Below are 18695 nucleotides of genomic sequence, written 5' to 3'. Positions count from 1 at the left end.
CGGGTATCCATTACAGGGCCGCGACGTTAGGCGCTTTGTGGTTTAATTCTGAGAGCCGTTAATTAGTATTTCGACTGGACCACTATGAGCCGAGGAAAGGTTTCCGTTCCCCTTGATCTGCCCCAGCCCTGCAGCCTGAGCGATGGCAGTCGGGTGTTGACCAAACAGGAAAGCGCCTATGAGGCATTGCGCGGCGCGATCCTGGAAAAACTCCTGCCCGCCGGTAGCCAGTTGCCCTCTACGCGGACCCTGGCGCAGCGCTGGTCGCTGTCTAGGGGGACGGTGGAAACGGTCTTCGACCGCTTGCGCAGTGAAGGTTATGTGACCCGGGTGTCGGGTTCGGGGACCCGGGTCAGTGCGGTGGTGCCCGATCTCTTTATCCGCGCGCCGCAGGCTCGGGCGGCCATCCAGGCACGGGAGCAGCAGACGCCCGCAGCACCGCCGCCGACGCTGGAGACCGCGGTCAGGGTGGGGCTGCCCTTTGTGGCGCGCCTGGCGGACCCGGCGCTGTTCCCGATTCGCGTGTGGTCGCGGGCGGTGGCCAAGGCCATGGCCGAAGCCTCGGCGCAGTTGCTCTGCTCGCCAGACCCGGGCGGCATGCTGGCCCTGCGCGAACAGATTGCCGATTACCTGGCCAAGTACCGTGGCATCCGTTGCAAGCCGGACGACCTGATCGTGACCACGGGCATTCGCCACTCCCTGGACCTGGTGGCCCGCAGCCTGGTGACGCAGGGCGATAAGGTGTGTGTCGAAGATCCGGGTTACCTGTCGGCGAAAAGGATCTTCTCCATGGCCGGAGCGCGGCTGGTGTATATCCCGGTCCTCGAAGACGGCATCGACGATGGGGCGCTGCGCCGGCACGGCGATGCCCGATTGGTCTATGTCACGCCCGCGCACCAGTCACCGCTGGGGGTGACCCTCTCGGTGTCGCGGCGCCTGGCCCTGTTGGACTGGGCCAGCCGAACCGATGCCTGGGTGGTGGAGGACGACTACGACAGCGAATTCAACTACAACAGCGCGCCACTGGCGGCGCTCAAGGCCCTGGACCGCGATGACCGGGTGATCTACTGCGGCAGCTTCAACAAGACCTTGTTCGCCGGGCTGCGCGTCGGTTTCATGCTGGTTCCCGGGGCGTTGCGCAATCGCCTGCTGGCTACCCTGCAGACCACCGGCCGCTCAGTTGGGGTCACCGAGCAGGCGGCGCTGGCGGAATACATGAGGAGCGGGGCATTCGTGCGTTACCTGCGCTCGGCGCGCCAGGCCTATCAGGAACGCCGTGACGCGCTGCTGGCCTGCCTGGCGGAACAGGCGCCGGGAGGTTATTCGGTTTCCGGGCAACATGCCGGTCTGCACTTCGTTCTGGAGTTGCCTGCGGGCAGCGACGAGTCCGACTTCTGTCGCCGTGCCAGCACCATCGGACTGGTCTTGCAACCGGTCAGCGAATTCTGTCAGGAGGTGCAACGGCCGGCGGCGGTGATGATCGGGTTCACCGCCCTGAGCTTGTCGCAGATCCGGTTCAGTGGTCGCAAGCTCGGGCAACTGCTGGCCGGGCAGGCGGCACTTCTCGCATCAGGCGCGGGCGGTTAGCGTAGGGGTAAGAGGAGCAGGTAGAAGGCAATACCCGTTCGTTGATGACTATCTCTGCGCCATTACATAAAAAAAGCCCCCGTAGCTGAAAAGTTACGGGGGCTTTTTCGTTTCTGCTGTGCTTATTCGGCACTTCTCTCATGATGGCTGGAGACGAATTGTCGAAAGCGTTCGGTGGGCAAGCCTTCGAACAGTTCCGTCGGCGTACCCTGCACATCGATCAGGCCGCCATGCATGAACACCACCCGATTTGACACGTGTCGGGCAAAGCCCATTTCGTGTGTGACCACCAGCATGGTGCGGCCTTCTTCAGCCAGAGAACGCATTACGCGCAACACCTCTCCAACGAGTTCAGGGTCAAGTGCCGAGGTCGGTTCGTCGAACAACATGACTTGTGGATTCATCGCCAGTGCGCGGGCTATCGCTACGCGTTGCTGCTGACCACCGGACAGGTGCGCGGGGTAATAGTCGCGGCGATCGTACAGGCCGACCTTGTGCAACAAGGCCTCTGCTTCCTCGATACATTCGGCACGCGAGCGTTTGAGAACCCGCATCGGGCCTTCAATGATGTTTTGCAGCACAGTCATGTGCGACCAGAGGTTGAAGCTCTGGAACACCATTCCCAGGCAACTGCGCATACGCTCGACCTGACGGCTGTTGCCCGGTGTCTGGCGGCCGTCGGGATGCTGTTTCATTTCGATCACTTCACCATTGACGCTGATGATGCCTTGATCGGGCGTTTCCAGGAGGTTGATGCAACGCAGGAAGGTACTTTTACCTGATCCACTGGCACCGAGGATCGAGATCACGTCGCCCTTGTGGGCTTCCAGGGAAATCCCCTTGAGGACATGTGCGCTGCCGAAGGACTTCTGGATATTGGTTACCGACAAGGCTGAAGCGGGCTGAGTGCTCATGGCATGCTCCGTATCAAATCAGGAATGGGTAGTCAGCGGAGGGCTGGCTTTTTTGATGGCGTCAACTGGCCGCTCACGCAAGTGCGGCGAGAGGCGATACTCGAGCCAGGCGACAGCACGGACGACCAGGAAATTCAGCACCAGATAGATCAAGGCCGCACAAATGAACACTTCCATTGTGCGATAGGTACGCTGGATGATCTGTTGCGCGACGCCAGTGACGTCCCAAACAGTCACCAGGCTAGCCAGCGCCGTGGACTTGACCAGCAAAATGGCTTCGGTGGAGTAGGCCGGCAGGGCCTGGCGCAGGGTGACCGGAGCAATGATCCGGCATAGCAGTTCCCAGGGCGACATGCCTACGGCCTTGCCCGCTTCGATCTGCCCCTGTGGCACGCTCAGCAGCCCGCCGCGAATAATTTCGGCGGTGTAACCGGCGGTACACAAGGCCAGTGAAATCACCGCGCAGCCATAGGGCGATTTGAGCAGTACCCAGGCGAAGCTATCGCGAATGGCCGGGAACTGGCCCAACCCGTAGTAAATCAGGAACATTTGAATCAACAGCGGCGTACCGCGAAACAACATGATGTAGAACCGCGCCGGATAGCTGAAAAACCACCAGCGGCTGACCCGCAGGCTGACAATGCCGACAGACAGGGTAAGGCCGATCACCAACGAGCTGAAAAATAGCGTCAGCGTTGTGGGCAGCGCTGCCAAAAGCTTGAGCATGGTGTCAGCGAGGAACGGAAAATCGATCATAAGTAGCGCTCCCGACTCGAACTAGACTGGACTGCGCTGCCGCGTGCGACGCACGCGAGCCTCAGCCATGTGGAAAAGCCGACCGGACAGGCCAGTGAGAATGAGGTACACGATGCCCCCGATAATGTAGAACGTGAAATATTGACGAGTGGAACCGGCCGCGACCTGGCTGGCACGCATCAACTCCACCAGGCCGATGACCGAAATCAGCGCTGAGTCTTTCAGACTCATTTGCCAGACATTTCCCAGTCCAGGCAGCGCAAATCGCAGTACCTGGGGGACCAGAATACGTTTGAAACGCATCGCACGACTCATGCCGATGGCCAGTCCTGCTTCCAGTTCGCCCCGCGATACCGCGAGAAAAGCGCCACGGTAGACTTCAGCCTGATAGGAACCGGAAATCAGCCCGACCGCCAACGCGCCGACCAGAAAAGGCGGCACGTCGATATAGCCTTCACCACCGAACCAGTGGCCAACCGCCGTCACCACACTGGCACCGCCGAAGTAGAACAGGTAGATCACCAGCAACTCGGGGATCCCCCTGAACAGTATCGAATACAGATCCCCCAGCCAGCGCAAGCTGCGTCGACGGGATAGCTTGGCAGCAGCGACCAGGCTGCCAAATACCGCACCCACCAGCAGGGCTGCCAGGGTCAATATCACGGTCATGCCCGCTGCCTTGAGCAGCGCCATTCCCCAGCCTGAGTCACCGAAACTGAGTAGCTGCAAGAGGTTCATAGAGGGTCCCACTTATGAAAAGGTTTAAGCGGCCCGGCAACCTTCACGGTGTCGGGCCATTCAGAATCAATGCTGAGGGGTGAGGTCTGCCTTGAACCACTTCTCGCTCAGTTTCTTGATTGTGCCGTCAGCCATGGCTTCCTTGAGGGCTGCGTCGAACTGGGCCTTGAGTTCCGGGTCTTTCTGACGGAAACCCAGCGCTTCACCTTCACCCCAGATCGGGCCTTTGATGACCGGGCCGGTAAAGACCAGCGGTTTGTTCTCTGGCTTATCCATTACCGAATTGAAAAAGGTCACGTCATCGAAAGCGACGTCAATCCGGCCGGCCAGCAGATCGAGAATGGCTTCGGCTGAGCTGCCGTACTCACGAATGGTCGCCACATCCTTGAAGTTCTGATCAATGAATGACGTGTAAATGGTGCCAGAGGCGATGCCAATGGTCTTGCCCTTGAGTGCCTTGCGCAGCTCTTCAACGCCGGCACGTACTTCCTTGGCATCGCTACCCAGAGGGATGGCGGCGTCAGCACCGGTTTTACCCGGCAACAGATCGGCTTTCAGCGCGACGAAACTGGCCGGTGTCTGAGCGTAAGGCGTCGAGAAGGCCATGACCTTCTGGCGTTCCTCGTTGATGACGATGGCGTCCATCAGTACGTCGAATTTACCAGCATTGAGGCTGGCGATCATCCCGTCCCAGTTCTGTACGACGATGTTGCACTTGAGCTTCATACGCGGACAGATGACATCCATCAGCTCCGGTTCGAAGCCGCCGATTTTTCCACCCGGGAGTGTCAGGTTCCAGGGCTCATAGGCACCCTCGGTTGCAATATTCACCGAGGTCCACTCTTTGGCCTGCAGTGCCGGAGCACAGGCCAGAACCATTGCACTGAGCGCTACAGAACCCAACCAGCTTGATTTCTTCGACATCTTGATACTTCCTGCCTAATCAATGGAGTGTTGCGAACTGATCCGGCTCAGGCCGAATCTCCAATGCCTGTCGGCACAACGCTCGTGTGCGGACAAGACAAAACCATAAACGCCAACCTGCCAGTTCAGCCGGTTAATTCGCACCCATAATGGTCTCAGCCTGGACAGCTGGACCATCTCCATGTGCTCCTGACCTACAGATCAACCGGTGATTAGTGGAAGGCGCGAAGAAATTCTCGTAACTCTTACGCACACATACTTACTTGTACATACAAGAGTATGCAATCAAGCGGCCAACTTGCTGGATGGGCATTCAATAAAGTCTTGAATCTGGCTGAAAAGCCTCTGGGACGAGGTTTTGGTGGGAGGTGATTCTTTTTGGAGAGATTTTGCGAAGGTGTGACGACTGTTACTCGAGCGTGGAATTGCGCCATGCCGGGGCGCTCGGTAACAAATTGAGAGATGTTGGTGCGCGATGGGGAACGATTGGGTGAGTGCTTTTGTGGCGAGGGGGACTTGCAGCGTGAAACTCAAGCGGAAAATCGAAGGCATTGAATCGAGCATCAATCGTTATCCGCCGCAGCCTCTTGTGAAAGGCTGCGGCTTGGTACGCTGCTCGGGAATCGATTTTAGTGCAGGCCCGGTAAAGCGGTTTGCAGCAATGTCGGGGATTTCAAAATGCTGGCTGCGCTGGCGATATCCGGCGCCAGCCAGCGGTCCTGGTCATAGGCAGGAACGCGCTCGCGTAACAGTCGCCAAGCGACGTCCGTGCCTGCACCGAAGCATGGCCCCTTGAGAAAGTCGGCCTTGAGAAATTCGAAGGCCTGGGCCGCCAGCAAATATTCAATAGCGAGGATCTGCGTGCAGTTTTCCAGCGCCCGATGCAGTTTCAGTGCAGCGTTGGTGCCCATGCTCAGGTGGTCTTCCTGCAGGCCCGAGGTGACATAGTTATCGAGCACAGCCGGTTGCGCCAGCTGACGATTTTCCGCACACAGGGAGGCGGCAACGTACTGGACGATCATCATTCCGGAGTTAACCCCAGGATTACTCACCAGAAATGCCGGCAATCCACTGACATGCGGGTTGATCAAACGGTCCAGGCGACGCTCGGCAATCGAGCCGATCTCCGCCATGGCGATCGCCAGCAAGTCGGCAGCCAAGGCCACCGACTGGCCGTGCGGGTTGGCCTGAGACATCACCCGGTAGTTATCCGGTGTCCCCAGAAGCAGCGGGTTGTCGGTGGCGGAGTTGAGTTCGGTTTCGATCTGCCGGGTCGCGTGGTCAAGTTGATCACGGGCCGCACCATGCACTTGCGGGATCGAACGGATGCTCAGTGCATCCTGAGTACGAATGCCTTTACTGCTGGCAATCACTTCACTGCCATCAAGCAGGCCGCGCAGGTTGATGCCGACCTGCTGCATTCCCGGATGTGGCTTGAGGGCGATGATTTCAGCGTCGAACGCGTCGATCTGACCGCGCTGGGCTTCGAAGCTCATGGCGCCGATCACGTCGGCCCACTGGAGCAAGCGGGTTGCATCGGCGAGGGCGAGGCAGCTCAGGCCGGTCATGCACGGCGTACCGTTGACCAGGCACAGCCCGTCTTTCGCGCCCAACTGAACCGGCTTCAAGCCTTCTTCAGCCAACGCTTGCTGCGCAGAGACGATTTGCCCGCGATAACTGACCTGACCGACCCCCAGCAGACTGATGCCGATATGCGCCATGTGAGTCAGGTAACCGACCGAACCCTGGGACGGTACCTGTGGGGTAATCCCGCGATTGAGCAAGTCCAGCAGCGCTTCGACCACTTGCCGATGCAGACCGGATTTACCGTGGCTGTAGTTTATGATCGCCGCGCACATGATCGACCGTGTCTGCTCGTCGGTCAGCGGTGCACCGACGCCGCAAGCGTGACTCAGCAATGTATTGCGCGACAGCTGGCTCAGTTGTTCGTCTTGCAGCGAGACATTGCAGAGCGCACCCAAACCGGTATTGACGCCATAAGCGCGCTCGCCGCTGACGACGATACGCTGGACGATGGCCTGGGCATTGTCGATCCGCGCCCAGGTTTGAGCCGACAATTCAAGCACAGCACCTTGCCGGGCAACTGCGACCACATCCTGCCAACGCAGAGGTGCATCGGCGATAACGATTTTTTTAGCCTGTGGCATGTGAAGCCTCATACAATTGTTGTTGTCGGGTTACACCTGTGACCAAGGGGCTTGACCCCTCGCTGTGACTCTTGTGCACACATATTTACTTGTACATACAAGAATATGCAATCAAGCGGCCAACTTGCTGGATCGCTGTTCAATTAGCCTTGGGATTTGGCTGGAGCGCTTTTGGGACAAGGGTTTGGCGGGAGTCGATATTTTCGAGAGTTTTTTCGAAGGTGTGACGGCGGTTACTTGAACGTGGAATTACGTCACGCCGGGACGTTCGGTAACAATTGGGTGTGCTTGGGAAACGGCTGCCTATCCGCCCGGTATGGATCCAGGCTTGGCCCCAAGGCAACCCTTCAGTCGTCGAGATGCAGCGAAACGCATCCCCTTGACAGCCAAAGGACAGCCTTGGAGTACCACACATTTATTTCAGGTTTTTCAGTACCGTGGCCAGTACCTCACCGCTACGTACCTGTTCGGTGACACTCATCATGTCCGAATAGAATGCACGATCGTTGTCGGCGACGGGTACCCGGCTACGCACCAGATCATATACCGCCTTGGTGACGCTGGAGGCCTTGTGCACATCGTGGAAGTCCAGAGCCTGGCAACCCACCAGCAGCTCAATGGCCAGCACCGATTCCAGCTTTTCGGAAACCTTGTAGGCCTTGATGGCGGCGTTATAAGCCAGGCTCACCAGATCCTCCTGGTTAGCGCAGGTCGAGAAACTGTCGACAGAGGAGGGGAATGACAGCGCCTTCATTTCCGCATACAGGCCAGCCGCGGTGTATTGAAGGATCATGTACCCACTGTTAAGGCCCGGGTTGCGCACCAGGAACGCCGGCATTTCACTGAAGTGTGAATTGACCATACGGTCGATACGGCGCTCGGAAATCTTCGCCAGGTTGGCCAGCGCCACGCACAACGAATCCGCTGACATGCCGATGTAGCTGCCGTCGAAGTTGGCGCCCGAGATGGCAATGCCGTCACCGTCCTCAAGCGGGTAGATGATCGGGTTATCGCCCGAGGAGTGAATTTCGTTCTCGATATTTTCCCGGGCGTGATCGATGAATCTTTTCGAAGCACCATGCACCTGGGGAATGGCGCGCAGGCTGTAGGCGTCCTGAAGCCGGTAGTCGATGTTTTCGGCGATCAGTTGGCTGTCATGCAGCATCGCCTTTATATCCTTGGCGGTTTGCGCCTGCTCCTTGTGTGCCTTGATCGAGTGATAACGCGGGTCGAAGGCCCGAATCGTGCCCTTCAGCGCTTCAAGGGAGAGGGCCGCGGCGACGTCGGCCAGCGAGGCGGTCTGCATGGCGTTATAGAGGGCCAGAATGGCGATGGCGGTCACCGACATGGTGCCATTGAGCATGGCCAGGCCTTCTTTGCACTGCAGGTCCGTCGGTTGCAGGCCGACCTGTTCCAGCGCGGTGGCGCCATCCACCCATTCGCCGCCATTGACCCTGGCTTTACCTTCGCCCAGCAGGACCAAGGCCAGGTGCCCCTCGACGGCCAGATAGCCCACCGAACCCTCGCCAGGCGCAAACGGCACGACTTCGTTGTTGAGCAGAGCGGCAATCAGCTCCAGCAACTCCAGGCGCACCCCCGAAAAACCTTTGCCAAGGCTGATCAGAATCATCAACTGGATCGCACGAACCTGCTCACGCTTGAGCGGCTCGCCCACGGCGACGGCGTGGGAGCGCACGATATTGACCTGGAGCTCCTTGGCATTCTGCGGAGAAATCACATGCCGAACGTTATCGCCGAACCCGGTGGTCACCCCATAGACCAGGCGATTTTCATCGAGGAAACGCTCCACCAGGCCACGGGACTTTTTCACGCGGTTCTTGTAGGTCTCGGAAAACGACACCTTGGCCGAATAACGGGCTACCGCGACAAACTCTTCGATGGAGGGCTCTCTATCGCCGAGGACTACCTGAGTGATCTGTTGAGGATGAGCTTTCATTGCGAACTCCCGAGAAACGAAATGATTGAGGAGGGGCTGGACCGGCCAGGCCGTCGCTCGATTGAGCGTGGGAGAAGGCTAAAGCGGTTTTGATATGAAGAAAATATGGTAATTTCTGTCAGTTTTATTAAAATTTCTAAACTTAAAACGCTTTCGAGGCCTTCGCATCGCCATGAGTCGCTTACCGCCCTTACGAGCCCTCCAGATATTCGAAACCGTTGGTCACTGCGGCGGTATATCTCAAGCCGCAAAGCGTTTGAACATTTCTGTGGGCGCGGTGAGTCAGCAGATGAAGTTGCTTGATGAAGCGCTGGGCATGAGCTTGACGGTCAAGGAGGGACAGCGCTTGCGGCTGAACGCCATTGGCCAGCGTTTTCATGCGCGGTGTTCTATAGCATTTGAAGAGTTGAGAGCCGCCGTTTCCGAAGTAGAGCGTTCGAAAAACCCCAACAATTTGTATGTCAGTGGCCTGCCTTCTCTCATGACCAAGTGGCTGGCGCCTCTCACCTACGAATGGCAGCATGAGGATGGTGATCTCGACATCTATCTGGATAGCACGCTGGCGGATACGTCGGAGGAGGAAAACGCCGATTTTCGTATCGGTTATGGCGAGCCTGTCCACTATGCCGGGCATAGCGTTGTACTGTTCCGCGATTGTGTAGTGCCGGCATGTTCACCGACGCTTTTAGGTCATCCAGGCCATGTGGAGCATGCCGCTGACCTGCTTCAATACCCACTCATCCGTATCGATTCGCGGCCGAAATTCGATTCACCTCCCTCTTGGGCCGAATGGTTTGAGCTGGAAGGCGTCGCCGTCGAGCATACGATTGCCATACGTCGCAGTTTTTCTTCGTCGAGCATGGCTATTCAAGCCGCCATCGATCACCAAGGCATAGTACTGGCGCAGTTTTCGATGATTGCCCGTGACATCGATGAAGGGCGCTTGATCATTCCCTGGCAGCGAGCCATGCCGCTTCCCTCGCCGTATTACCTGAGTTGGCACCCTAATACGTTGCAGAAAGCGCAATGTCGGGCATTTCAACGCTGGCTGATTGGCCGAGGGCGAGCACAAGAGGACATTACGGATTCCTTGATCCGACGCGGTGTTATTCACGCCGGGGTGTCGTCGAGTTAACAGACCTTCCAGCCAGCGAGCTGCTCAAAGACGTAGACCGCGCGATAGATATTAGTTTTGGCAAAATGTTTAGCCATCAGCCCCCATTCGTGAACAGCGCGTTTATGACGCCTTGTGCTCGCTCGGGGGCCTGAAGGCTCTGCATCCAGGCGTCGTGCAATCATAACTTCCTGGTCCCATTTTTTTTCGATAATAGCCTTGAGCCATCACTCCTGCTCTATTATGCTCCCTCACGTTTTCAGGGGCCGCCACCGACAATCCGGTCTTCATGCGCAGCACCCTGATGCGACGTTTACGGTTACCCCCCTCCTGGCTATCAAGGATCGACCATGCTCCGTTTGCTTTCTGTCTCCCTGTTTGCGCTCTTCCTCACCGGCTGTGCTTCATCAGCCAAGATTGAGAATATGCAGGTCAATCCCGCGCAAGCACAGACCTATGACGTTGCGCTTCGCGACAACATGAAGGTCGACAGTGTCGGCGGCGGCAGCACAACCAACCCGCTGTGGACTTCGCAGATCGAAAGCGCGGACTTCCGTTCGGCGCTCGAACAATCGCTGAGCAACGCTGGCCTGCTGGGTCAGAACAGCAAGGCAAACTACACCCTGCGCGCCAATCTGGTAAGTCTCGACCAGCCGCTGTTCGGCCTGAACTTCACCGTCACTTCGATGGTTGAATACAGCCTGGTAGAGAATGCCACTGGCCGGGTGATCTGGACCGACAAGGTCAAGGCACCCTTTACCGCCGGCGTCGGCGACTCCTTCTTCGGCGTGAAACGCCTGCGACTGGCGAACGAAGGCTCGGCGCGGGAGAACATCAATGAACTGCTCAAGCGCCTGGCTGGGCTGAAGCTCGGCGCTGGTCAGGTGTCGCTGGCTCAGTAAGAAAGTGTTTGTCGCCTTTATTTTGGGTTCGAATCCCTATCTCTGCGCCATTACATAGAGAAAGCCCCCGTAGCTGAAAAGTTACGGGGGCTTTTTTGTTTCTGGGTTTGTGGCTTGGTGCTATGCGCGATGTTCTTCGTGCTCAGGGACGAGGCGAACCTCTACGCGTTGACCCAGTGCGCGGGCAGCGCTGGCCAGAGTGGCCAGAGTCATGCCAGCGTCATTTTGATCAAGCGCGCGATCCACAGCCGTACGACTGGTATGCATCCGCTCAGCGAGCGCTTTTTTGCTGACGCGTTGCAGCTTCATCGCTTCGGCAATCTGCCAGGAGATGACGCGTTTGAGCGCTGCTGCGGAGACTTCCTCGGCAAGACCTTGCTCGGCCAGGAAATCGTCAAAGTCAGATCCGATGTGTTTGTTCATGCGCTGTACCTCATAGTCTTGCTTTGCGCTGCTTGGCAGTGGCCATGTCAGACGCTGGTGTTTTTTGGCTCTTCTTGATGAAGCCGTGGAGCAGAACCATGTCGGAGCCCACTACGGTGAAGAGAACGCGGGCGATATTGGTTATGACTGAAATGTACCAAAATAGGTGCTCAGTACAACCGTATATTAGTGATGGTAAATAGGGAAAGCGCCGCTTATCTTGACATGAGAAAGCGGCGTTTGTGCGAGCAGGCTTAGGCCGTTGCGAGATTCGGCCGAATACGCGCCGAACGCACCGCAGTCACCAACGCCAGAATCGGTGCAATGGTAAACAGCGCAAACAGCCAGCGTGCGGCGTTTGCAGTGCCTTCAGCGTTGGACGGGTCGTTGAGCCCGGCCATGTTGGCGATCATCCCGGCCAGTGCTGCGCCGAGTGCGGTGGCAAAGAGTTGCACGGTGGTGATGGACGACGCGGCTGAGTCCTGGTCTTCGGCCGAGGCCACCTGCAAGACCCGGGTCAGCAGGTGTGGCCAACCGAGGCCGATACCGAATCCCACCAGGGTCAGGGCAATGCAGATCGGGGTGAGCAGTGCCCAGTCTCCGCCACTGTTGAACGGTGTGGCGACGGCCAGGATGATCAGCCCGACCAGCACGAACACCGGGCCGCTGATGATTGCACGGCGCACGCCACGCTCGCGCCAGCCGGAGCTCATCACTTCAGACAGCGTCCAGCCCGCTGCCATGAGCGCTGCCAGATAACCAGAAATCAGCGGCGTCTGCCCGTGCAGGGTTTGCAGGAAGTACGGCACGAAGATCTCGCTGGTCATGCCGATCACCAACAGACCCATGGTCGCGTACAGCGCGCAGAGTGGGGTATTGAGGCGCAAGGCGTCCTTGGGCAGCAGACGGGTTAGGGTGCTTGATTCGTGACGAATCAGGAAGAACACCAGCACCAGGCAGAGGCCGATGCCAAGCAGGTTCCAGGTTGGAAGCGATGAGGCGCTGCCGGCGCATACCGATAGCACTGCTGCGGCCAGCAGGACCAGTTGCAGCACGGGCAAGCGGCCAGCGGGTGGTTGAGCTTTATCACGCTTGGGTAGCACGCGGCTGGTCAGCAGGATGTACGCCAGCGTCACGGGTGCCAGCGCCCCAAAGGCTAATCGCCAGGCATCCATTTCAGCGAAGATGCCGCCGATGGCCGGGCCGATCAGCGTCGCGACACCCCACATGCCCGAGACCAGAGCCATGGCTCGAGGCCAGAGACGCTCTTCGAACACCAACTGAATCATCGAGTAGCACAGGGCGAACATCAAACCGCCGCCCAGGCCTTGAACCGAACGACCGACCAACATCACCGGCATACTTGGCGCCAGTGTGCAGATGAGGCTGCCGGCGAGGAAAAATAACGAGGCTATCGCATAGGAAACGCGTGGCCCTGTGCGTTGCAGGACTTTGGCCGTCAGGGCGGAGCCGAGGATCGACGCGACGACGAAGAGTGTGGTGTTCCAGGCATACAGGTCGAGCCCGCCGATTTCCTTGACCACCGATGGCAGGATAGTCGTGGCGATGTAAATATTGATCGCGTGCAGCGCAACGCCTCCTGACAGTGCAATGGATCGCGCGGCGTTTTTTCCGGAGAGTAAATCGCTCCAGCTGCTTCCTTGCGTAGACATACAACCTCCTGCTGTGACTCGCGACCCGATGGATTGCGAGCGTCAATTGCCTGTTTTCAAGGCCTGGGTTAGATTTACCAAGTAAATTCTTTAAATATTGAAGCGGTGAGGGTTGTTGTTTGTCAAGTAAACACTTGGAAAACCAGAGTGACGTGTCAATGTCGGCTGCCGACCGACTGCTTCACATGCTCAAGACCCGTGGTCCGCAGCTGGCGGCCGATGCCGGGCGCGCGCTGGGCACCACGGGGGAGGCGGCGCGCCAGCAGTTCGTCAAACTGGCCGCCAGCGGCCTGGTGCAAGCCCGCTCCGAGGCCCGTGGCGTGGGGCGCCCGTCGCAGGTCTGGCACCTGACGGCGGCCGGCCATGCGCGGTTTCCCGACACCCATTCAGAGCTGACCGTGCAGCTCTTGCAGACCGTGCGCGAGACTTTCGGGCCCGAGGCCATCGACCGTCTGATCGATGTTCGCGAACAGCAGAGTCGCACCTTATACCTGGAAGAACTGGCCGACGCCGCAACCCTTCGGGAGCGGGTCAAACGCCTCGCCGACCTGCGTGTCCGCGAAGGCTATATGGCCGAGTGGAGCGAGCAACCTGACGGAGCCTTTGTACTTGTCGAGAACCATTGTCCGATCTGCGCAGCAGCGGCCGTGTGTCAGGGTTTCTGCCGCGCGGAACTGAATGTGTTCGAGCAGGTTCTGCAAGCCCGGGTCGAGCGCGTGGAGCACATTCTGATGAATGCCCGTCGTTGTGCTTATCGCATTACCCCGGTCTGAAGAGCCCCCGAGACATTCAATCCGCCTTGGCCGCAGACTTGATCTACAGGCCGAACCCGCCGCTGCGGTCAATCAGTTGATGGTCTTGGCTGTCGACGAAACTCTCGTACAGGCCTTCGACGGCCCAGGTCCGACCTGAGTGATTCGTCATGGTGACCATTACCGGTAGCTCAGCGCATTGAAGATGCGACGCTGTTCATTGATGATCGCTTGTCGGCCGTGCATGACTCTACGGTTGTCGATCATCACCAGGTCCAGGTCCTGCCAGCCCACGGTGTGAGTATTGCGTTCGGTGACCTGGGTGATTTCCGCCAGCAGGTCGGCGGGAATCTCCTCGCCGTTCTCGAAGTCGATCACCGGTTTCTCGTAGTTGAAGGACGGCCCGAGAATGCTGTTGGCGAAAGCCGGGTGCTCGCAGAAACTGGAGGTCTGGCACGCCGGGACGCTGTAGGCATAGGCCACGCAGTCGGTGTCCGGATTGTATTCCATCCGGGTGTTGGGGTCCTGGCCGATGATCTCGCTCAGGTGCTCGAAACTGGCGTCTTCCAGCTGCTGGATTTGCGGTTTGTAGTAGCAGACGATCTTGCGCCACTTTTCGCCCGGCACCGTGCGGCGGTAGCGGATACGAGTGCTCTCGAAGCGCTGACGGGCCTCTTCGCTGAGCTCCTGGTAGACCTTCACCCCATCGCATAAAGTGGTTTGCGAACCCTTGGTGGGGGCGATTTCGCAGAAGAACCATGTCAGGTCCGGCCAGATCGGCGCGTTGCCGTTTTCACAGTGCAGGCCTACGGCATCGGTGCCGGCGTCCACCAATTGTGCGACGCCTTTGGCGATCACGCGGCCCGGGTCCAGACTCAGGCGTGAGCTGTGTTTTTTCACGAAGGCACCGAACTCGTCCAGGGACCGGATGCAGTTGCGGAAGATAATCACGCCGGCGCTCGAGAGCTCTTCGAAAACCGCCGCAGTGTTGGCGTTCAAGGCATGCTCGCGGTCGGTGATGACCCGGGCCTGATAAATGGATTGAGTCATGTCGCTAGTCCTTTAGTGAGTACATGTCTGACGATGAAGGTCGGTGGCTTGAACTCTACGGGCCGGGCCGTTGAGGGCATAGAGGCTTTGCAGCTGCGGAGCGTCTGGCGTCAATGGCCAGATGACCTGAGGTAGCTCGATTTCCGAGAAGCGCTGTTGCGCCCAGTCCTGGGTGTGCGGGGGGTTGAACGAAGGCCCGACGCTGAGCACGATCGCCAGTTGACCGTCTGCGGTCATGAACATCAGCGCATCGTTCACGCCGGTTTGCTCTTTGAACTCCAGCTCGATTTGCTCCGGAGAAACATTGCGACCGTTGGGCAGGCAGATGATGTTTTTCTCGCGGCCAGTGATGTAGAGGAAACCCTCGTCATCGAATTCGCCGATATCGCCCGTGCGCAGCCAGCCATCTTCAGTGAAGGAGCAGGCACTGGGATCGACCCAAGAGTAACCCTGGAACATTGAGGTGCTTTTGATTTCTACCCGTTGCTGATCCGTTACCCGGACCTGGACGTGAGGCAAGGGTTTGCCAACGCTGCCCAGCTTGCCGTCGGTGGGGGTGTTGACACTGACCACCGAACCGTTCTCGCTGAGCCCGTAACCCTGATGAACCTGAATACCCTGCGCGCTCAGGCGTTGCAGTTTTTCGCTGCTGATCGGAGCGCCACCGGCGGTGATGTACAACTCGTTGCGCAGCAACGACAGCAGCTGTGGGTCGGTGTTTTGCTCGGCAACTTCAAGGAACACGTCGAGCATCATCGGCGGTACGGTGACCGCGCTCGCCCGGGTTCTGAGCAGTTGCGCAAGAATCGCCGAGGTGCTGTAGCCAGTCTCGCCGATCAGCGGCGTGTGCTCGTCCAGGAAGTACACCGTGCCGCCGGACAGCAGCGGCAGGTAGACCGCCGTGATCTGTTCGATCAACAGGCTCAACGGCACCACCGACAGGTAGCGTTTCTGCAAGTCAGCCGGGACCACGCCGAGTAGCGACTGCAGCACGGCGCTCAGTCCACCGAGACTTTGCTTCACACCTTTGGGCTTGCTGGTGGTGCCGGAGGTGTGGATGACTTTGCAGATCCATTCAGCATCGGCGCTGTCGATGAAGCTTGGGCCTGCCGGTAGCAGAATCGGGGTCTGAAGTGCGCTGGGTACATGCACCAGACGGCTGGCGTTCAGGTCGATTTCCCAGCGCTTTTCCAGAGTCTCCAGGCCTTTGTCATCGACCAGGAAGCCCGAGCATTCGAAGGCCAGGTGTTCGGCCTGGTACTTACTGAAGCCCAAAGGCAGCGGCAAGGAAGTGAAGCCGAAGAGCAGGCAGGCGAAGTCGGCAATAACCCAGTCGCTGCTGTTGCGCATGACGATGCCGATGGTGCGCTTTTCGTCGGTGAACTGACGGTTCATGTGTTGCCCAAGCTGCCGGGCATACTCCAGCACCTGGGCGTAGGTCAGACGGCGCCCGCCCGTGCCGTCCGCCGAAGGAATATCGACGACGCAGACGGCATCCGGTGTGCGTTGTGCCTGGGCCAGCAAGTGTTCGACGAAATGAGTCATGCTGCTTGCTCGCTCTGCACGTCGAGTCGGAAAACGGTCTTGAGGACGGTCTCGTGATAGTGATGCTTCATCTCGCCCAGCTTGATGTAGCCGGTGATGGGCGTCTGCTCGTAGTAGGAGCCCCATTCGACTTCCGCTTGGGAGGTCATGCGTTGCGGGTCGGCATCGCAGATCTTGTTGACCTTGACGTTGCAGTAGCCCATCGATTTGATCAATTGGGGTGTGCAGGTGCACAGCACGTAGCGTGCGCCCATGCACCAGGTCACCATTGAGAGCATGTTGAACAGGGTCTGGCCGGCAACCGAATTGATCGACGCGGTATTGCCGATTTCGACGATGCAGTCGCGTTCGATCCGGGTGTTGGTGATTCTCGACAGCGTCTCCTCGGACGGTGAGTCCAGATAACATTCGGACAATAGAGGGCCTGACTTGGCGAAACTGAAACCGGCACACGACTGAATGGAGTCATTGTTATCGAATACGATTAAAAAGTACTCGGGGGATGGCTCGATGATGGCGTTAAAGGATTTCATGTACCGACTTTTTACAAAGTCAACGGCGGACTTCCAGAGCAGGGTGTCGCGTTTGGCTACTTGAGTACGCATGCAAGTTTTCCTTTCTTTTCTGCGTGGATCGATAGACGGGTTGTTTTGGTACAGAAGTACTAAAGTCTCTTGTTGTTACGGCAACAGGGGGCTTATCCATGCCCTATGTAATGGCGTGGCTTAATCAACTGATTGGCTTGATTTTTATAGTGTTTTTATTGAGTACTGACGATTTTTCAGGCTGCCACACGCGTCCGCAGAAAAAGCCACAAGGTAGGTGCGGGTTATTCTGGGCGGAAGATACGGGCGTAGTTGGGCGTGTCAGTGAGTAGCGAATCCTTCCGATGGATTAATTAGATAGCATCCTGCTTGGCGTGGGTTTTTATCATGAGCGGCTTGATTGTTTTAAATGAATTAATTAGTCGGTATTCATTCAGAATCTTCATGTGAGGCATGAGGCCGATCGAGGTATCGATGGCGTAGGGCGAGAGGACTTTTTGTGGTAAAACGCCGAGCCGCAGTAGCTGTGATTTTTACCCGATACGAACAGGGAGGTTCGAATGTTTTCCAGGATCAGTCTCGACCAATGGCAGGCTTTTGTTTCTACGGTTGAGTGTGGCGGTTTCCAGCAGGCCGGCGAGTATATGTTCAAGTCGCAGTCGGCCGTCAGCCATTCGGTCAACCGCATGGAAACCCTGCTGGGTCAGGAACTGTTCCTGATCGAGGGGCGCAAGGCCGTATTGACACCTCTGGGCCATGCCCTGTTGCCTCAGGCCAAGCACTTGCTGGGCTCGGCGAAAAAACTTGAGCGACTGGCCATTCAATACCAGCCGGGGTTGTTTACCGAACACTCGCTAGCGGTCGACATGTTGTTTCCCGCCGACGTGCTGGAGCAGGCGCTGTTGCGCTTTTCTTCGGTCTTGCAGGGGTACCGTATCCGGCTTTATGAAACGGCCTTGTCCGGCGCATGTGAATTGCTGGAGGACGGCAAGGTCGAGTTGGCCATCGCCAGTAGTCTGCCGGCGGGTTATGTGCAGGAATTCTTGTTCAACGTTTCGTTGCTGTGCGTCGTGGCGTCTGATCACTCACTGGCCCACTTCAATGGCGAGCTGAACCTGACTGACATGAAAGACCACCGGCAAATAGTGGTTTGCGATTCAGGTATGCGCAACTCGCAGAACAGCAGTTGGCCTGATACTTCCCAGTGTTGGACCGTGAGTAACCTGAGCACTGCACTGACGTTTGTCGAACGTGGTCTGGGCTTTGCCTGGCTGCCTGAGCACATGGTCAGCGAAAAGCTGGCGAGCGGTCAGTTGTGCCCGGTGCCACTGTGTCATCGACGCGAATGCAAAGTGCCGATGTATATGGGTTTCCTGGAAGAGTACAAGCTCAACCCGGAAGTCCGCTTGATGACCGACATCATTCGTGAGCTGTGCCAAGGCATCAAGAGCAACCAGTCCGAGCCCCTGGCCTTGGTGCTTTGAAATCGTAAACAGCGCTGAACAGGCGTGCCCACTGACACGGCGAGCTTGTCCGCCTTGCCGCTGGTCAGCAGCGTGGTACCGTCGCTGAGCCAATCAGTCATTTTTTCTAATTGTCCTCGGCGCTCGGCAGGCATTGGCCGGGCGCGATTACGGATCGATCTTG

Annotated in this window: 16 protein-coding genes and 1 pseudogene; 5 read left to right on the top strand and 12 right to left on the bottom strand. The window is 58.0% G+C overall.

Annotated elements, in window-relative coordinates; translation table 11 throughout:
• Positions 1–84 precede the first annotated feature (84 nt).
• On the top strand, positions 85–1587 hold the full coding sequence (gene pdxR, locus BK659_RS25005) for a MocR-like pyridoxine biosynthesis transcription factor PdxR (RefSeq protein WP_123428058.1): 1503 nt from the start codon (positions 85–87) through the stop codon (positions 1585–1587).
• 122 nt (positions 1588–1709) lie between these two features.
• Here the strand turns inward: pdxR and BK659_RS25000 are convergent, their stop codons facing one another.
• The 6 genes from BK659_RS25000 to BK659_RS24975 all read right to left on the bottom strand — a co-directional run bounded on the left by BK659_RS25000 (position 1710) and on the right by BK659_RS24975 (position 9044).
• Entirely contained in the window at positions 1710–2501 is a 792-nt protein-coding gene (locus BK659_RS25000) for an ABC transporter ATP-binding protein (RefSeq protein WP_123428056.1), read from the bottom strand.
• A gap of 18 nt (positions 2502–2519) precedes the next feature.
• On the bottom strand, positions 2520–3257 hold the full coding sequence (locus tag BK659_RS24995) for an ABC transporter permease (protein ID WP_123428054.1): 738 nt from the start codon (positions 3255–3257) through the stop codon (positions 2520–2522).
• A gap of 21 nt (positions 3258–3278) precedes the next feature.
• Complete coding sequence (locus tag BK659_RS24990; RefSeq protein WP_123428052.1) at positions 3279–3995, bottom strand: ABC transporter permease; 717 nt, start codon at positions 3993–3995, stop codon at positions 3279–3281.
• 66 nt (positions 3996–4061) lie between these two features.
• A complete protein-coding gene (locus BK659_RS24985) occupies positions 4062–4919 on the bottom strand; it encodes a transporter substrate-binding domain-containing protein (RefSeq protein WP_185015470.1) in 858 nt (285 codons plus the stop codon).
• Between the two features lie 629 nt (positions 4920–5548).
• Positions 5549–7087 (bottom strand): histidine ammonia-lyase, encoded by a 1539-nt coding sequence (hutH, locus tag BK659_RS24980; RefSeq protein ID WP_123428050.1) that lies wholly within the window; start codon positions 7085–7087, stop codon positions 5549–5551.
• Positions 7088–7502: 415 nt separating this feature from the next.
• A complete protein-coding gene (locus tag BK659_RS24975) occupies positions 7503–9044 on the bottom strand; it encodes an HAL/PAL/TAL family ammonia-lyase (protein ID WP_123428048.1) in 1542 nt (513 codons plus the stop codon).
• 172 nt (positions 9045–9216) lie between these two features.
• On the opposite strand from BK659_RS24975, the gene BK659_RS24970 reads away from it, so the two are divergent.
• On the top strand, positions 9217–10179 hold the full coding sequence (locus BK659_RS24970) for a LysR substrate-binding domain-containing protein (RefSeq protein WP_123428046.1): 963 nt from the start codon (positions 9217–9219) through the stop codon (positions 10177–10179).
• A gap of 404 nt (positions 10180–10583) precedes the next feature.
• On the top strand, positions 10584–11060 hold the full coding sequence (locus BK659_RS24965; protein ID WP_259740311.1) for a hypothetical protein: 477 nt from the start codon (positions 10584–10586) through the stop codon (positions 11058–11060).
• 120 nt (positions 11061–11180) lie between these two features.
• On the opposite strand, the gene BK659_RS24960 is transcribed toward BK659_RS24965, so the two are convergent.
• From BK659_RS24960 to BK659_RS24950, 3 genes and pseudogenes are all read right to left on the bottom strand, one after another.
• Positions 11181–11483: an XRE family transcriptional regulator gene (locus tag BK659_RS24960; RefSeq protein WP_123428043.1), complete on the bottom strand. Its 303-nt coding sequence runs from the start codon at positions 11481–11483 to the stop codon at positions 11181–11183.
• Between the two features lie 10 nt (positions 11484–11493).
• Positions 11494–11619: pseudogene (locus tag BK659_RS24955) on the bottom strand (type II toxin-antitoxin system RelE/ParE family toxin); the annotation flags it as partial.
• Positions 11620–11737: 118 nt separating this feature from the next.
• Positions 11738–13156: an MFS transporter gene (locus tag BK659_RS24950; protein ID WP_123428041.1), complete on the bottom strand. Its 1419-nt coding sequence runs from the start codon at positions 13154–13156 to the stop codon at positions 11738–11740.
• Positions 13157–13314: 158 nt separating this feature from the next.
• Between BK659_RS24950 and BK659_RS24945 the strand changes: the two genes are divergently transcribed.
• Entirely contained in the window at positions 13315–13929 is a 615-nt protein-coding gene (locus BK659_RS24945; RefSeq protein ID WP_123428039.1) for a helix-turn-helix transcriptional regulator, read from the top strand.
• A 159-nt stretch (positions 13930–14088) separates the two neighbouring features.
• Here the strand turns inward: BK659_RS24945 and BK659_RS24940 are convergent, their stop codons facing one another.
• Genes BK659_RS24940 through BK659_RS24930 form a run of 3 tightly spaced genes read right to left on the bottom strand, consistent with a single transcriptional unit; the run spans position 14089 to position 17108 of the window.
• Positions 14089–14958 carry a TauD/TfdA family dioxygenase gene (locus BK659_RS24940; protein ID WP_123428037.1) on the bottom strand — a complete coding sequence of 290 codons (870 nt, stop codon included), beginning with the start codon at positions 14956–14958 and terminating at the stop codon, positions 14089–14091.
• A gap of 12 nt (positions 14959–14970) precedes the next feature.
• A complete protein-coding gene (locus BK659_RS24935; protein ID WP_185015469.1) occupies positions 14971–16503 on the bottom strand; it encodes an AMP-binding protein in 1533 nt (510 codons plus the stop codon).
• A complete protein-coding gene (locus BK659_RS24930; RefSeq protein WP_123428033.1) occupies positions 16500–17108 on the bottom strand; it encodes a thermostable hemolysin in 609 nt (202 codons plus the stop codon). Before BK659_RS24930 ends, BK659_RS24935 begins: the two co-directional genes overlap by 4 nt.
• 500 nt (positions 17109–17608) lie before the next feature.
• Here BK659_RS24930 and BK659_RS24925 point away from each other — a divergent pair, with 500 nt between their 5' ends.
• Entirely contained in the window at positions 17609–18532 is a 924-nt protein-coding gene (locus BK659_RS24925) for a LysR family transcriptional regulator (RefSeq protein ID WP_123428031.1), read from the top strand.
• The last annotated feature ends 163 nt before the right edge of the window (positions 18533–18695 follow it).

This window comes from Pseudomonas brassicacearum, assembly GCF_003732225.1.
GTDB classification, from domain to species: Bacteria; Pseudomonadota; Gammaproteobacteria; order Pseudomonadales; family Pseudomonadaceae; genus Aquipseudomonas; species Aquipseudomonas brassicacearum_E.
The sequence above is the reverse complement of the archived record's forward strand: the minus strand, read 5'-3'. Positions and strand labels throughout refer to the sequence as shown.

Coding starts and splice junctions, on each gene's coding strand:
- hutH (WP_123428050.1), bottom strand. CDS start 7,087: ATGCCACAGGCTAAAAAAATCGTTATCGCCGATGCACCTCTGCGTTGG.
- BK659_RS24970 (WP_123428046.1), top strand. CDS start 9,217: ATGAGTCGCTTACCGCCCTTACGAGCCCTCCAGATATTCGAAACCGTT.
- BK659_RS24995 (WP_123428054.1), bottom strand. CDS start 3,257: ATGATCGATTTTCCGTTCCTCGCTGACACCATGCTCAAGCTTTTGGCA.
- BK659_RS24990 (WP_123428052.1), bottom strand. CDS start 3,995: ATGAACCTCTTGCAGCTACTCAGTTTCGGTGACTCAGGCTGGGGAATG.
- pdxR (WP_123428058.1), top strand. CDS start 85: ATGAGCCGAGGAAAGGTTTCCGTTCCCCTTGATCTGCCCCAGCCCTGC.
- BK659_RS25000 (WP_123428056.1), bottom strand. CDS start 2,501: ATGAGCACTCAGCCCGCTTCAGCCTTGTCGGTAACCAATATCCAGAAG.
- BK659_RS24940 (WP_123428037.1), bottom strand. CDS start 14,958: ATGACTCAATCCATTTATCAGGCCCGGGTCATCACCGACCGCGAGCAT.
- BK659_RS24960 (WP_123428043.1), bottom strand. CDS start 11,483: ATGAACAAACACATCGGATCTGACTTTGACGATTTCCTGGCCGAGCAA.
- BK659_RS24925 (WP_123428031.1), top strand. CDS start 17,609: ATGTTTTCCAGGATCAGTCTCGACCAATGGCAGGCTTTTGTTTCTACG.
- BK659_RS24935 (WP_185015469.1), bottom strand. CDS start 16,503: ATGACTCATTTCGTCGAACACTTGCTGGCCCAGGCACAACGCACACCG.
- BK659_RS24975 (WP_123428048.1), bottom strand. CDS start 9,044: ATGAAAGCTCATCCTCAACAGATCACTCAGGTAGTCCTCGGCGATAGA.
- BK659_RS24945 (WP_123428039.1), top strand. CDS start 13,315: ATGTCGGCTGCCGACCGACTGCTTCACATGCTCAAGACCCGTGGTCCG.
- BK659_RS24985 (WP_185015470.1), bottom strand. CDS start 4,919: ATGTCGAAGAAATCAAGCTGGTTGGGTTCTGTAGCGCTCAGTGCAATG.
- BK659_RS24965 (WP_259740311.1), top strand. CDS start 10,584: ATGCAGGTCAATCCCGCGCAAGCACAGACCTATGACGTTGCGCTTCGC.
- BK659_RS24950 (WP_123428041.1), bottom strand. CDS start 13,156: ATGTCTACGCAAGGAAGCAGCTGGAGCGATTTACTCTCCGGAAAAAAC.
- BK659_RS24930 (WP_123428033.1), bottom strand. CDS start 17,108: ATGCGTACTCAAGTAGCCAAACGCGACACCCTGCTCTGGAAGTCCGCC.